Consider the following 14,248-nt stretch of genomic DNA (forward strand, 5'->3'; position numbering starts at 1 on the left):
GAGCCGAACGAAGAATTCCGGCGACTGCGCGATCAGCGAGGTCGGAAACCCGACCGCCGGGCCTTCGTAGCCCCACCTGAGGCCCTCCGCCTGATCGATGAGCACCTCCACCGTTCCGCTGAGCGCCTGGTAGAGCGCGGCGGCCCAGCGGGGGCCGACGTCCCAGAACCCACAGGGGCAAGGGTCGTCCTCCTCGTCCGGGCTCTCCGTCACACACCGACACGATCCGCCGGGACCGCACTGGTTGCTGCCGGCGTCATCGTTTCGGCGTTCGGCGTGCGCCGGACAGCCGTCGCAGTAGTCGCACCCGTCGGTGGGGCACCGCGCAACGGGAAACAGTCGCGCCCAATCGATCCGGCCACCGTCCACCGGAAGATCGGGGACGTCGAGTTCGGTGACGAACCAGGTGGCGAGGAAATTCCGTTCGTCGGTGTCGTCGACACGCTGCCGGGCCGCCTGCTCGAGCCCGGCCCGAACGCTTGCGGGCAGGCTGAGCCAGAGGCCGGAAAGAGCTTCCTGTCCCCGCTGGGGGGAATTCAACAGGTTGCAGATGGCGACGGCGTGGTGCGGCCAGTCGACGGTCGCGATGGCATCAAGTTCGTTGCCGTTGCCTTTGTCCACAATCGACATTACACGCGACTTGGTGGTGGTGTGTCGGGGCACGAAGGCGATCACTTTTCTGGGCATGACAACTCCTCCCGAACGCGCATGAGGGCGCGCGGGGTCGATGAAGAAGATTTCGGGGCCGCGCTGGTTGTCTCGGTGCTTCCGTAGACTCCGCTTCGCGCGAAGGTGGAAGTAGCATGCCCGCGGCAAGCGCAGGAGCCCTCGCCGACGGGATCACCTACTCGTCAGGCCGCCCCACGGAGGCGACGTGTTCATCGACCAGGAACAGTTCTCCTTCTTGGAGGATCTACGCCGCAACTGGCGCGACATCCGCGGCGAGTGCCTCGCCCTGGCCGAGGACTCCTTCGAGCCGTGGGTGCAGCGTCACATGTACGGCGAAGGCTGGAGCGTGTATGGCCTGGTCGCGTTCGGCACTCGCATCAAAGCCGCCTTGTCCGCCTGCCCACGCACCGCCGACGCGCTGCGACAGATACCCGGCCTGACCACCGCCGGGTTCTCCCGCATGACCCCGGGCACCAGGATCAAGCCCCACGAAGGCTGGGTGACCACCGTCTACCGCGCCCACCTCGGCCTGGTCGTACCCGACGGTGACTGCGCGCTGAGGGTGGGCAACCGGACCCGGCACTGGCGCGAGGGCAGCATCTTCGTGTTCGACGACACGGTCGAGCACGAAGCATGGAACCGCACCGGCGCTCCCCGCACCGTGCTGCTGTTCGATTTTCTGCGTCCGGGCCAGTCCATGGATCAGCTCGACGAACTCCCGCCCGAGGTCGCGGCGCACCTACGGGGCCGGAGCTGACTTTCCGTACCCAGTGGGTTGACGCAGGTCCGCGAGCCGACACTTGTGAGCACACACCATCGTCGATACATAATGGGTTGTGCACTGAGCGCCGCTTCAGCGACCAATGTGATCCGCCGACCCGATGGAGGCCCGTCCATGGCGTTGACCCCGGCGGCTGGGGGCGGTTGCGGCGAGTCGACGCCACGTTCGCCGATTCAGTCGCCGAGGCCGGTCAATTCCGACGTCGAGTGGGACAGCTTCGACCCGCAGGCGTATGTCCGGCACAACTACGCGGATCTGCGGCCTGACGATCGGGAGATCCTCTGCCGCATCCGAGACTTCTTCGGCGAGGCGAAGCTCTCCGACGCGCGGTGCGTCGACGTGGGGTCGGGGGCGAACCTGTACCCGGCGCTGTCGCTCCTCCCGTTCGCGAAGGCCGTCGACCTGTGTGAATGGTCGACGGCGAACGTGAACTGGCTGCGTACGCAGGTCGACAGCTACGACGAGCTCTGGGACCCGTACTGGCAGGTGTGCACGGAGCACCCGGCGTACGCGGCCCTGACGGATCCGCGTCGACGACTGGCACAGGTGGGCCGGGTGGTGCGGGCCAGCGTCTTCACCCTGCCGAGGCACGCCTGGAGCGCCGGGACGATGTTCTTCGTGGCCTGCTCCATCTCGGCGGACCAGGCCGAGGCCGAGCACGCGATCGGTCGGTTTCTGGACGCGCTGCGACCCAGGTCGCCCTTCGCCGTGACGGTCATGCTCGGATCGGTCGGATACGACGTCGGTCGGCGGAGGTTCCCGGCCGTGGCCCTGCAGCGCGCCGACGTGGTTGCCACCATCGCGGCGGGCGCGGACGACCTGGACGTCCACGAGGTACGGCCCAAGCCGCCGCTGCGGGACGGATACGTGGGCATGCTGCTGGCCACCGGCCGGACCCGCGGATAGCGCCCATGCGTACCGGCGGAATGCGCCGACCTCGTGCTGTCGGCGCAGCGGGGCGGCGGGGCATTCCCCCCGCGTCCGATTGGCCGGATTGCCGACACGCGGCCATCGAAGCCTTTCAAGTGCCACTCGACTGGCCCGCTACCATGACGTTGTACGGCACCGTGGATCATCGTGGGCACGGCTATAGCAGCGGTTTCAAGTCGACGACTACAACAGACGGCGGTGGATCATGCGGATGCAGCCTCGCCAGGAGATCCTCGACATCTGGCGGGCCACGGTTCGCAGTTGCTGGGCGAACGGTGAATGGCACTGGGGCGGCCGAAGTGGTACCAACTCGATCAGCGACGCGGAGCAACTACTGACCCTGTTGCTCCCCGCGGCCAAGGTCCCCGTGCTGTCACTTGACGACCCGGACCGCGCCGACGAAGAGGTGATCGAGGCGCTCAGCCCGCTCGGCGGCGCGATCGAGATTCCCCGCCGGCTGGTCAGCGTGATGATCGACTATTTCCGGCGGTACACCGACGACGCCGGCACTCCGATCTTCGGCGGCGGCAGTTACCTCACCCCGCTGGAGGGTGGTCCGGAGCTCACCGAGGAGCAGCGTTCCCAGGACATCGTCGACTCGTTCGCGGTGTCGGTCACCCTCACGTTGGCAACGATCGGTTTCGTCAAGGTCTACCGGGGGTCCACCCAGCGGCGTGACCTGTTGGCGCAACTGGACGAACTGGAGGCCATGGCGAGCGCGCGCCTCACGGCGGCGATGGTCGGCCTGCTCCGCAGCTTCAGCACCTTCGTCTTCACCTCCACCGACGAGTACGGCATCCGCCTGTGCGACATGGTCAATCAGGACGAGCTACCTCGCCGCGAGCTGGTGGCCGCGCTGCGCGAGCAGTTGCGGGACACCATGGCGAGCCTGCGTAGCGTGGTCATCGGTTCGGGTCGGGTGACGGAGGACCTGGACAACAGCGAGATGCTGTTCGAGTGCGGCTGGTCGTGGGGGCTCATCTCCGGGACCGAGGAGGTCCCGACCACCGAGCCGATCGGCCGACAGCGTGCGGGCTCCGCGGAGAACGCCCCCTACCTCTACTTCACCGTGATCGCGATGGACGCCATCGAGGACCTGAACTCCGAACGCACCCGGCTGCTCGGATTGCTCAACGAGGAGCAGCAGCGGCTGTCCCGGGCGCTGCAACTTCGCTGGGAGCTCACCCGGACGTACTGGGCGACGGTGGCGACCTTCGGCAACCGACGACGGTGGCCCATCGAGGACATTCCCTGGCGGACGACCGATGGTGACCGGACCGACTACTACACGCTCCAGACGACGTCGCTCGCCGTGAAGGGTCTGCTCGCCGTCGGGCGCGGCGGTGACGAGGAGCTCGGGCGGATCGCCTCGGTACTGGTGGAGCTGGCGCAGCGCGCGCGGATCACCCGGCGGGCGTCACCCGGCGAGCCGGCGCTGTTCGTGCACGCGCCCGGCAAGCAGGTGACCCTGAACGACGACACGTCGAAGCCGATCATGACGTGGAACGTCAACGAGTTCTCCGTGGTGCTGCTACAGCGGGCAGCCGCCGTCGCCGGTCTGCTGAGCAACGCCCGTCAGCGCAGTGAACTACTCGAGCTGGCCGACGAGGTGTGGGATCACCTGCTGCTGCGGCGCATCCCGGACGGCCGGCACCAGGGGCTGTGGGACCACGCCAGTGGCGCCTTCCCCGGCCTGGCGCCGAAGCCGGAGGCACCCTCCTGGTATCTGACCGTGCGGGTGGCGCAGGCGCTGGTCACCTCCGGTCAGCTGCTGTGGGAGCGACCGTTCCCACGAGCCGGCCGGCTGGCCGACTACGCACAGGATCTCATCGACGAGGCCGAATACCTGTTCGACCGGGAGTTGATGCGCGGCACCTTCGACGGTGAGGCGATGCAGCGCAGCATGCGCAGCATCCGAGCCAGCCTCGGCCGGGCACAGTTGCTGGTCGACGAGCGGCCCGGCACGGCGGCGGCGCTGGTGAACACGCTTCTGCTGCTACTCAACGACGTCGCCACCGGGCAGCAGAAGGCCAGCGAGGGGATCTGAATGCTGGTCTTCGTCACGTCGCACAAGGGCGGCACCGGCCGGTCGGTGACCGCGGCGAACATCGCCTATCGCAGCGCGTTGTCCGGTCACCCCACCTGCTACCTGGATTACGACTTCGGCTCGCCGACCGCCGGCATCACGTTCCAGATACCCCAGGCCGTCAACGGTGTTGAGGGCGCCGGGCCCAACGGTGGCGGCCTGCACCGATATCTGCGCGGGGAGATCCCGTCTCCGGAGCAGTTGGACGTGTGGGGCACCTCCGAACGTGCCAGCCTGCGTCAGCGGCCCATCGGGTCCGGTCCGCTGGTGCTCCTGCCGGGGCAACGCAACGGAAGCGAGTTCGGTTTCACCAACGACATCGCCAAGCGCTGCGCCGAGCTCTTCCTCCGACTGGAGGAGGAGTTCGACCTGACCCTGGTGGACCTCAGCGCCGGCCGGTCGTACGCCAGTCAGATCGCGCTGGCCGCGACCGCGACCTCGACCCTGCGCAAGGTCGCCGTACGCTGGCTGGTCTTCCACCGGTGGACTCCCCAGCACGTCACCGCGGCGGCGGACCTGGCCTTCGAGGCGGGTGGGATCGTGGCCATGGGCAAGGAGTACGGCCACGAGCCGGAGAGGCTACGGGAGTCGCTGCGCTTCATCCGGACGGCGGTGATCGACTCACGTGGCCCCGAGGTCGGCCATCTCGGCCTCGCCCAGCAGGCCTTCCTGCGCAAGTGCGACGCGGAGCTGTCGGAGCTGGCCCGACGACGGGGTGTCGGACGTACGACACTTCTCGGCGTGGTGCCGCTGGATCCTCTGCTGCAGTGGCGGGAGCAGCTGATCTCCGACCACGACGTGCAATCCAAAATTGCCAACGTCAAGACGGTGGACGCCTTCGTTGACCTGACTGAGAAGCTTTTCGACGAGACGGCATGGGACACCGCGTGATCGGCATGGATGTCAGGTTCCAGGAGGCAGCTGCGGTGCGTCGTACAGAGAGCGTGGCGTACTCGCATCTGTCCGTGGAGCTGGGGCATTTCTACGCGGAGGACTTCGGCGACGGGTGTGAGGAGCTGAGGCGCAAGTTCGAGCGGATCGCGGACTGGTCGGCCGCGATCCCGGCGCTGGCCCGACGGGGGCTGCCCGCGTCCCGGGAGCCGCGGATCAGCACCTGCTTCATGTTGGACGACTACTTCCACCGCTTCGGCACCCCCCGCGAGGTGGTCCCGCAGGTGCAGAGCGCCGCGGCGGAGCATGGCCTGACCTTGGACTACGTGGCCCGGGAGTCCAGTTTCGCCCGGCACGACGGCGCCGAGCTGGCCCGGTTGGTGGTCGACACACTGGTGGTGGAACCCCCTCGGGGCACCACCGGGAGTCGCCCCCCGTTGAGCGAGTCGGGCTGGCTGTCCAACGGTAAGCGGTCCCCCGGGCACGTCGACGCGCCGGCGATGACCCTGCCGCGTCCGTGGTCTCCGCCGTTGCAGTCCGGCGATCCCCGGCACTCCATTTTCGTCGACATCGAACTCTGGTCCGACGAGCCGGACGCCCGGGTGTGGGCCTGCGCCCTGCTCGCCTCGGTCTGGCAGATGACCCGGCTCGGTGTGCTACGGCATCGAGGCGAGACGATGACCCAGCCGCGCCAGCTCGTCGGCGAGCTACCGACGGACTGGGACCAGCTGCCGGCGATCGTCCAGCTCAACCCGGCGGCCGCGCCGTTCTGCGCGTATCGCACGCTGACCCTCATGGGCACCGAGTACCTGCCGGTGGAGCTGGCCGTACGGACCATCCTCGGCCAGGTGGCGGTGCCGCCGACGGTCGCGCAGCAGGTCGCCAAACGGGCCGGCGGCGAGGGCCTGCAGCTACCCAGTGAGCTGGTCGACCGGCTGAGCTACGTGTTCATCAGCGACTGAGTGTGCTCAGCGCCCGCACGGCTCGTCGACGGCCATCCGGCCGGCCAGGTCGCGAAGCAGAGCCATGTTGCTCACGCTGATCTGGTCCCGGATCCAGTTGACCGACGAGTTCCACTGACGGCTGAAGCCGGGTACCTGCTCCAACTGGTCCCAGATCGGCCGCAGTCGCGGGTGCACCCGCGCGCCCGGCAGCCACAGGTGCAGCAGGTGCTCCAGCACCGGACGCAGCCGCTCGACGTGCTCCTGCCCGGAGGCCGATCGGGTGACCGCGGACTCCACCAGCGAGGACAGGATGGTCAGCAGCCAGTCGTGCAACGCGAGGTCTTCGCAGAGCCCCGCCACGGCCGCCGGCACGTCCTGCGGGGCGAGCACGAGTTCGACCGTACGCAGGGTGGGTGAGTCCACGGTGACCACCGCCGAGACGTCCCGGTTGGGACGCTCGTCGGTCTGCGCGGTCCAGCGCAGCCGTGTGCGGGCGGTGCGCAGGGGCGGGCGCCGGTCCAGCAGGTCGGACATCTGCACACCGTCGAGCACCCTGCCGGTGATCGCCTCCAGGTTCAGCACGTCGGCGTTGTTGCCGTGCAGGAAGCCCGCGCTCAGGTCGGCGACGTCCAGCTTGCCGACCGTCTCGAGGACGCCGGGGTTGGCCAGGTAGTGCGACCACGGCCGACGGCGTTGCCCGGCGACGACGTGGATGACCGAGGAGGCCTGCACGATCCGGCCGCCGGTGATGATGGCCCGGGTGAGAACCGCGCCCACCCCACGTAACTGGCGCTTTCTGGCGCTCGGGAGCCAGCAGTCGACACCGGTGCGAACATCGGGTGACACCGCGTACAGCGATGGACGCCGGGAGGTCAGCACGGCCTCGCCCTCGATCAGGCTGAGCACGTCGGCGCTCTGCTCCTGGGCCAACGCCGTACTGTGCTGCAGAAGACTGGTGTGCACCTCACCGACCGTGAGCATGGCTTCCTCCGCGACGCTGCCACCGACCCGCGTTCGTCCCGCGTACGCGGCTCATGCTGATTGACGTACACCCCTCGCGACCGGCACTGACCCGGATCCGCATCGGACAACCGCAACTCCACGAGTACGCGATTCGACCGCCGGATTCGTTTCCGTTGGTGGCCATCATAGGCCCGGGGTCGGCGGGAATCCCATGCACGGCGGGCGTTCGGAGTGTTCGCGGGTCGGACGGACGTGACAACGACTGATATTTTCGATGATGCGGTCGCCAGCCACCCCCTGGAGTTTGCCGTTCATGAAGGTCTACATTTCGGCCACCCAAAAGGACTTGCTGGAATACCGCGCTGCCGTGCACGCCGTGGCTCGCCGTCTGGAGATCGACGACGTGGCCATGGAGGCGTACGGCGCCGACATCCGGCCGCCGCTGGAACGCTGCCTCGCCGACGTGCGCCGGTGCGACCTCTACGTGGGGCTGTTCGCCTGGCGGTACGGGTTCCGACCGCCGGGCCAGGAGTCCTCCATCACCGAGTTGGAGTACCGGGAGGCGCTCGCGGCGGGAAAGCCGTGCCTGGTCTTCCTGCTCGCGGAGGACACACCCTGGCCGGTCGACATGATCGACCGCGATGCCGACTGGCAGCAGATCGTCGCGTTGCGCCGTGAGCTCAAGGAGCGCCACCTCTGCGCCTTCTTCTCCGGCGTGGACGACCTCACCGCCAAGGTGACCGCCGCACTGGCCGACGTACGCAGCGGCAGATCCCCGGCGCGCGAGCCGGCCGACCCGGACACTCATCTGCCGACGGTGGTGCGCAACCAGTACTACAAGCAGTTGTCGCTGCGATACCACGCCGTCTCGGTGGACGCGGTCTCACCGCGCCCCACCATCGGCTACCTCACCGTCGGGCTACCCAACGTGTTCGTGGAGCCCCGCGTTCACGAGGACGCGCGACCCGAGATGCCGCTGGCGTGGTGGCGTTGGGCCGGGTCCACGCCGGGCGGCGACGTCGGCGGGCTGCCCGGGGTGGTGAACCCGGAGGAGGTGGAGCGGCTCTGGGAGGAGTACGCGGCGAAGGACGAGCTGTCGCTGTTCGACGTGGTGTCCGACCCGGGGCGACGCACGATCGTGCTGCTGGGCGACCCCGGTTCCGGCAAGTCCGCGGCCGCGCGGTACCTGGCGCTGACGCTGGCCGGGGTCTGCGTCGAGCCTCGACTGAGTGCGCTGGACCGGTACCTACCCGTCCTGGTCGAGCTGCGCTCCTACGCCACCCATCACGGGGACGGCCGGTGCGACGGTTTGCTCGACTACGTCGGCCACCGCCACCAGCAGGGGCTGGCCGGTATCGACCAGGACGTGCTGGAGGCGTACCTGCGCCAGGGCGGCCAGGCGCTGTTCCTCTTCGACGGCCTGGACGAGGTGTTCGACCCGGCGCAGCGGGAAGAGGTGGCTGCGCAGATCGCCACGTTCGCCAACGAATACCCGGGGGTGCTGACCGTGGTCACGTCGCGGGCCGCCGGCTACCAGCGGCACACGTTCGCCAACGCGGGCTTCGACCACTTCACGCTGGAGGATCTCGACGACGAGCAGATCGCGAGGTTTCTCGACAACTGGTACCGCTACGTGGTGCCCACCTCGGCCGCGGAGGCGGAGCGGCAGCGGCGGCAGATCCTCGACGTGGTGGGCAGTTCCCGAGCGATGCGCGAGATCGCCGGTAACCCCCTGCTGCTGATGCTCATGGCGATCGTCGGGCGGGGTCACCCGCTGCCCCGCAACCGACGCCGGCTCTACGCGCACGTGACCGACGTACTGATCTCCGAGTGGGATGTGACAAAGCAGCTGCGCGAGAGCCACGGCGACGTGCCGTCGCTCGACCTACAGGCGAAGCGTCGGCTGCTGCGTCACCTCGCCTACTGGATGCAGTTCCGCGAGTCCGGCCCCGCCGGCAACTACATCGAGTCCGACGAATTGGCGTGCATCTTCCGGGACAACCTCGTCGAGTTCTACGGTTTCGAGAATGAGCGGGCCCTCGCCATGGCCCACTCGATGATCGACAAATTGCGGCAGCGAAGCTTCATCCTGGAGCGTTACGGCCTACGACTGTTCGGGTTCGTGCACCGCGCGTTCCTGGAGTTCTTCTGTGCCGAAGAGATCGTGGACAGATACGAGCGCGATCCGTCCGCCTCGGGCCTCGATCATCTGCGTTCGTTGTTTCGCGAGCGTTGGGCCGACCCGTCGTGGCGGGAGGTGCTTCGACTGGTCGCCGGCGCCCTGCCCGCCCGGGTCGCCAACGAGCTGGTCACCCTGCTCGCCACCGAGGCCACCCAACTGTGGCCGCCGCTGAACCTGACCGGGCCGCCGTGGAACCTGGTACTGGCGGCGCAGTGCGTGGCCGAGGCGCCGCAGCCCGCCGAACTGGCCGGTGCGGGCGACGCCCTGCTGCGCCAGGTCGTGCGTCTCATCGAGCATGGCATCTCCGCCGACGACCCGAACCTGGTGGATCTCACCGAGCAGGAACTGCTGTCCTCCATCCGGACTCTCGGCCCGGGTTGGCCCGGCCGGGAGGTCTTCCTGCACTGGTACCGCCGCCGTGGGGTCCGGACCAGTTGGCGATCCGGCTCTCCCTTCGCCACCAGAATCGCGGCGGTGCTGTCCACCGCCGACGAGCAGATGGAGGACCTGCTCGTCCGGGAGCTGGGGCAGGGCCGCGAGCGGCAGGCCCGCCTCACCCTGGTCGCCGGGCTGGCCGAGGCCGCCGGCCGCATCGAGGCCACCGGCGGCAACAGTGGCCGATGCCGGGACATCCTGCTCGCCCAGGCGCAGGCCGAGGTCTCCACCGCGGTACGGCAGGCCGCCGTACGCGCACTGGTCGCCCACCTCGGCGCCGGCCCCGATTTCGTGGAGGTGCTGTGCGACCTCGCCAACTCTCCCGATCTCGCGGTGCGGGCGCTGGCCGTGCAGTCCCTCGGCACCCGGTCCGAACTCTCCGACGACGTGCGTCAGGTGTTGGCCAGGGCCACCGGGGACACCGCCGTCGCGGTGCGGCGAGCCGCCGCGGGAGTGCTCAGCACGCGCTACGCCGACCTGCCGGACGCACCCGAGACGATGCAGCGCCTGCTGGCCACCGACACCGATCCCGGCGTGGTGCAGTGCGTGCTGAAGCGTCTGCTGGCTCTGCCGGAGTACGCCGAGACCGCACGAACCACGGCGTTGCGGCGGATCACCGGCGACGCCCCGGACGAGGTCCGCCGCTGCCTGCTGACCGGGCTGCTGCCGGAGCGACCCGGTCCGGAGGACACCGAGCTGTTGCTCAAGCTGGCCTGCTCGGACACGTCCGCCCGGGTGCGCGCGGTCGCCGTACAGCGGTTGGCGCTCGTACCCGACCTCGAGGGGCGCTGCAGGGCCCGGCTGATCGACCAGATCGAGCAGGACGAGGATTCCTCCGTACGAGCCGCCGCGGTCACCGCCCTGATCGACCGGGACCGCGCCGACGACACCGGGTGGACCGTGGTGGCCCGCTCGGCTCACGTCGACGAGGACGCGACGGTACGCCTCGCCGCGGTGCGCGCGCTGGCCGAGGCCTACCCCGACCACCGCACCGGGGAACTGCTGCTGGAGAGCGCCCGACGCGATCCGACCGCGAGCGTCCGGCTCGCCGCGGTCGAACTGCTCACCGGGCGACCGCTGTTCGGCCACGCGACCCGGGATCTGCTCATCAGCCGCGCCTCCCAGGAGCGGGACCCGATCGTCCGGCTCCGGGTCACCCGTAGCCTGGCCCGCCTCGCCGACCCGCCGGACCTTGAGGTGCGGGAGTGCCTTGCCGAGCAGGTCAGTCGGGACCCCGACCCGAACGTGCTGTGCGCCGCCGCCCAGGCGCTCGCCCGCCACGGCAACGCCCCGGGCCTCATCGAGACACTGTGCCGGCGGGCCCGCCGAGACAGCTACGTCGGCATCCGGTTGGCCGCCGTACAAACCCTCTGTGCGTACGGAAGCCCGGAACTGGTGACCGACGTGCTGCTGGAATGCGTCGAGTCCGACACCGACCCGACCGTGTTCGACGCGGCCGTACGCTGTCTGACCCAGCAGGGTTCGGCATCCATGGCGGTGACGCTGCGGCTCATGCGCCGCCTGTCGGACCAGGACCCGGCGATCCGCGCCCGCATCGCCGCCGCCCTCGGCGAGCACTTCGGCACCGACCCGGAGGTGCAGGTGCTGCTGGTCGGGCTGGTCCGCGACGATCCGGCGCTGGAGGTTCGCCGCCGGGCCGTGGAGCAGCTGGGTGCCAGTCTCGCCGGTCGCACGGGGGTACGGGACCTGTTGCTGCGGCTGGCCGACGACGATGACTGGGAGATCCGCCGGACCGCGCTGCTCGCGTTGACCCGGCACTACGACGGGGACACCCGGACCCGGGAGGTGCTCGTACGGCTCGCGCATCAGGAGGACGACGGCGCGGTGCGGCGGCTGGCCGGGCAGCTGCTGGCCACGCTGCCCGACACCCGACCCGACGACTTTCCGTAACCGCTCCGGAGCCATCGGCGCACACCCGCGTGCGCGTCGAGCGACAGCCCGATCGACCTCGTCAAATACCATGACCTCATGACGGATCCGGTCGCCGGCTCGTCCCGCCCGACCGGCTGGAGTCTGCGAGTCCTCTTCGGCCTGATCGGGCTGGCTGCCCTCGTCCTCGGCTATGTCGGCTTCGAGCGCCTGCTCCAGGCCCGCCCGGACGTCGCCCACGATCCGTACGACGTGCTCTACTACGACCTGCAACTCTTCGTCTTCGGCGCCGAACCCTTCCAGAACGCCGGCCCCTACCCGTGGCAGCTGCAGGTCGCCCGGTTCGCCGCCCCGCTGTTCACGCTCCTCGCCGTGGCCGAGGCCAGCCGGCTGCTGTTGGCCGCCGAGAGTCGCCGCCTGCGCGCCCGGCGGGCACGTGGTCACGTCCTGGTCTGCGGCGACTCCCAGTTCGCCCACATGCTCGCCGACCGGCTCTTCGCCGACGGTGAACGTGTGGTGGTGGTGCGCTCCGAGCCGTTCGGGCCGCTGGAGTACCGGCGGCGCCGGTACCTCGGCGTGGTCGGCGACCCGACCAGCCCCGAGGTGCTGCGCGGCGCCGGACTACCCCGAGCCCACACCATCTACGCCTGCAGCGAGGACGACGACCGCAACCACGCGATCGCCAACACCGCCAACCGGCTCATCCAGGAACGACGACAACCACCGCGGGTCTACATTCTGGTTCACGACGCGGAGATGTGTCTGTCCCTGCAGGCCCGACGGCTCGGCGCCGCCGGTTCCAGCCGGCTGCGGCTGGACTACTTCCACGTCGACGACGTCGCCGCACGCGCGCTGCACCGGCACCACCCGCTGCCCGGCGCGGGAGTCCGACCAACGAGGATCCTGATCGCGGGCACCGGCACCTTCCGCCGGGCGCTCCTGGTGGAGACCGCCCGGCACTGGCGTGCGTTCCGCGCCGACACCCCCGGGGGCCACGCCGCGCCACCCCTGCGGGTGGACGTCGTGGCACCGGATGCCGGTTCCGAGATCGCGCTGGCGTCCTCGCGTTACCCGTTCCTGGCCACCGTCTGCCAGATGACCGCGTACGACCTGGATCTCGACGGCGTCGTCGGTCTCGGCCGCGACCGCTACGACCGCATCTACGTGTGCGCGCCGGACGAGATCAACGGCCTGCGGTTCGTGCTGGACACGCCGGCCCTGTGGCAGGGCGCCGAGAGTGCCGTGTTCGTGCCCGTCTACCGGCAGGCGGCGCTCGCCGCGGCTTTTCACGGCGACTCCCGGCACGACCTGCTCGACGAGGTGCACGGCAAGCTCCGCCTCTATCCGGTGCTCGCCCACGCCTGCGACGCCCGGCTGATCGCCGAAGATCTCACCGAGCGGTTGGCCCGGCTGATCCACGAACGGTACGTCCAGGCCCAGCAGCGCGCCGGGGTACGACTCGGCGACGCCTCGGCGATGGTGGACTGGTCACGACTACCCGAGTCGTTGCGGCGGGCCAACCGGGCCTACGTCCAGGACATCGCCGCCAAGCTGTTGGATCTCGGTTGCGTCGTGGCGCCCCGGCACGGCGGCACCGTTGACGCCTCGGCCGCCGGGCAGGCCATCGACGACGGGATCGAGGAACTCGCCCGCCTGGAGCACGAGCGGTGGTGCCGGGAACGGCGCGGGGACGGTTGGACGTACGGCGACCCGCGCGACGACGCCCAGCGACGGCACCCCGCCCTGCGGCCGTGGGACGAGCTGCCGTCCCACGTACGGGAGCAGAATCGCGAGGGGGTCCGGGCACTGCCTGACGTGCTGTCCGACAGCGGGTTCGAGCTGATCCGGTTGGCACCCCCGGTGCCCACTCAGCGGACAGGCCCGACGGATGCCGCCTGACCTCGACCCGGTCCGCGTCGGCGTGACCGGGCACATCAACCTGACCCGCGACACCGAACTGCTCGTCGCCGCCGCGCTCCGCGTCGAGCTGGGCCGGATCAGCGACCGGCCGGTACACGGCGTGACCTGCTTGGCGGCCGGCGCGGACCAGGTCTTCGCGCGCACGATCCTCGACCTGGGCGGCACCTACGAGGTGATCCTTCCGGCCCTCGACTACCGGCTCGCGGTCATCAGGCCGGAGAATCGGCTGGTCTTCGACGAGCTGCTCGACCGGGCGGTCGCGGTCGTCCACACCGGACACGACCGCTCGGACACCGCAGCGTACGTGGTCGCCAACCGGGAACTGGTCCGACGGGTGCAGCGACTCGTGGCGGTGTGGGACGGCAGACCTGGCCTGCACCCCGCGTCGACGGACCGGACCATCGAGTGGGCGCGGCGCCACGGCGTCCCGACCACGGTTCTCTGGCCCGTCGGCGCCCGTCGAACGCCCATCGAGGGTTGACGAGCCGGTCCTGCTGTCGATCGACGACGCACCGGCTAGAGCCGCCGTTGGCCCGATAACTGGTCCCACCCGATCG

10 protein-coding genes are annotated in these 14,248 nt (G+C 69.7%); 9 read left to right on the top strand and 1 reads right to left on the bottom strand.

All coding sequences use genetic code 11. The annotated features are described in order from the left end of the window. Positions 1-276: 276 nt before the first annotated feature. The 6 genes from AB0B55_RS23970 (at position 277) to AB0B55_RS23995 (ending at position 6,319) form a co-directional block, all read left to right on the top strand. The gene (locus tag AB0B55_RS23970) at positions 277-774 is read left to right on the top strand and encodes a hypothetical protein (protein ID WP_357124959.1); all 498 of its coding nucleotides are present in this window, start codon (positions 277-279) and stop codon (positions 772-774) included. Between the two features lie 100 nt (positions 775-874). Continuing rightward, positions 875-1,426 carry an aspartyl/asparaginyl beta-hydroxylase domain-containing protein gene (locus AB0B55_RS23975; RefSeq protein WP_357124956.1) on the top strand — a complete coding sequence of 184 codons (552 nt, stop codon included), beginning with the start codon at positions 875-877 and terminating at the stop codon, positions 1,424-1,426. A 138-nt stretch (positions 1,427-1,564) separates the two neighbouring features. After that, entirely contained in the window at positions 1,565-2,356 is a 792-nt protein-coding gene (locus tag AB0B55_RS23980; RefSeq protein ID WP_357124953.1) for an SCO2525 family SAM-dependent methyltransferase, read from the top strand. 235 nt (positions 2,357-2,591) lie between these two features. Next, positions 2,592-4,427 carry an SCO2524 family protein gene (locus tag AB0B55_RS23985; RefSeq protein ID WP_357124950.1) on the top strand — a complete coding sequence of 612 codons (1,836 nt, stop codon included), beginning with the start codon at positions 2,592-2,594 and terminating at the stop codon, positions 4,425-4,427. Beyond that, positions 4,428-5,357: an SCO2523 family variant P-loop protein gene (locus AB0B55_RS23990; RefSeq protein ID WP_355047832.1), complete on the top strand. Its 930-nt coding sequence runs from the start codon at positions 4,428-4,430 to the stop codon at positions 5,355-5,357. Positions 5,358-5,362: 5 nt separating this feature from the next. Next, on the top strand, positions 5,363-6,319 hold the full coding sequence (locus tag AB0B55_RS23995) for an SCO2522 family protein (protein ID WP_357173943.1): 957 nt from the start codon (positions 5,363-5,365) through the stop codon (positions 6,317-6,319). A 6-nt stretch (positions 6,320-6,325) separates the two neighbouring features. On the opposite strand, the gene AB0B55_RS24000 is transcribed toward AB0B55_RS23995, so the two are convergent. Continuing rightward, positions 6,326-7,282: an SCO2521 family protein gene (locus AB0B55_RS24000; RefSeq protein ID WP_355047830.1), complete on the bottom strand. Its 957-nt coding sequence runs from the start codon at positions 7,280-7,282 to the stop codon at positions 6,326-6,328. A gap of 295 nt (positions 7,283-7,577) precedes the next feature. Between AB0B55_RS24000 and AB0B55_RS24005 the strand changes: the two genes are divergently transcribed. From AB0B55_RS24005 to AB0B55_RS24015, 3 genes are all read left to right on the top strand, one after another. Next, complete coding sequence (locus AB0B55_RS24005) at positions 7,578-11,792, top strand: HEAT repeat domain-containing protein (RefSeq protein ID WP_357173946.1); 4,215 nt, start codon at positions 7,578-7,580, stop codon at positions 11,790-11,792. Positions 11,793-11,870: 78 nt separating this feature from the next. Continuing rightward, complete coding sequence (locus tag AB0B55_RS24010) at positions 11,871-13,670, top strand: RyR domain-containing protein (RefSeq protein WP_357124939.1); 1,800 nt, start codon at positions 11,871-11,873, stop codon at positions 13,668-13,670. Then, the gene (locus AB0B55_RS24015) at positions 13,660-14,172 is read left to right on the top strand and encodes a hypothetical protein (protein ID WP_357124936.1); all 513 of its coding nucleotides are present in this window, start codon (positions 13,660-13,662) and stop codon (positions 14,170-14,172) included. Before AB0B55_RS24010 ends, AB0B55_RS24015 begins: the two co-directional genes overlap by 11 nt. Positions 14,173-14,248: the final 76 nt, after the last annotated feature.

It is taken from the genome of Micromonospora sp. NPDC049107 (assembly GCF_040648595.1).
Lineage (GTDB): Bacteria > Actinomycetota > Actinomycetes > Mycobacteriales > Micromonosporaceae > Micromonospora.

Bases quoted from the DNA above. Each gene is read 5' to 3' on its own strand.
- AB0B55_RS23980 (WP_357124953.1), top strand. From the start codon at position 1,565: ATGGCGTTGACCCCGGCGGCTGGGGGCGGTTGCGGCGAGTCGACGCCA.
- AB0B55_RS23985 (WP_357124950.1), top strand. From the start codon at position 2,592: ATGCAGCCTCGCCAGGAGATCCTCGACATCTGGCGGGCCACGGTTCGC.
- AB0B55_RS23990 (WP_355047832.1), top strand. From the start codon at position 4,428: ATGCTGGTCTTCGTCACGTCGCACAAGGGCGGCACCGGCCGGTCGGTG.
- AB0B55_RS23995 (WP_357173943.1), top strand. From the start codon at position 5,363: ATGGATGTCAGGTTCCAGGAGGCAGCTGCGGTGCGTCGTACAGAGAGC.
- AB0B55_RS24000 (WP_355047830.1), bottom strand. From the start codon at position 7,282: ATGCTCACGGTCGGTGAGGTGCACACCAGTCTTCTGCAGCACAGTACG.
- AB0B55_RS24005 (WP_357173946.1), top strand. From the start codon at position 7,578: ATGAAGGTCTACATTTCGGCCACCCAAAAGGACTTGCTGGAATACCGC.
- AB0B55_RS24015 (WP_357124936.1), top strand. From the start codon at position 13,660: ATGCCGCCTGACCTCGACCCGGTCCGCGTCGGCGTGACCGGGCACATC.
- AB0B55_RS24010 (WP_357124939.1), top strand. From the start codon at position 11,871: ATGACGGATCCGGTCGCCGGCTCGTCCCGCCCGACCGGCTGGAGTCTG.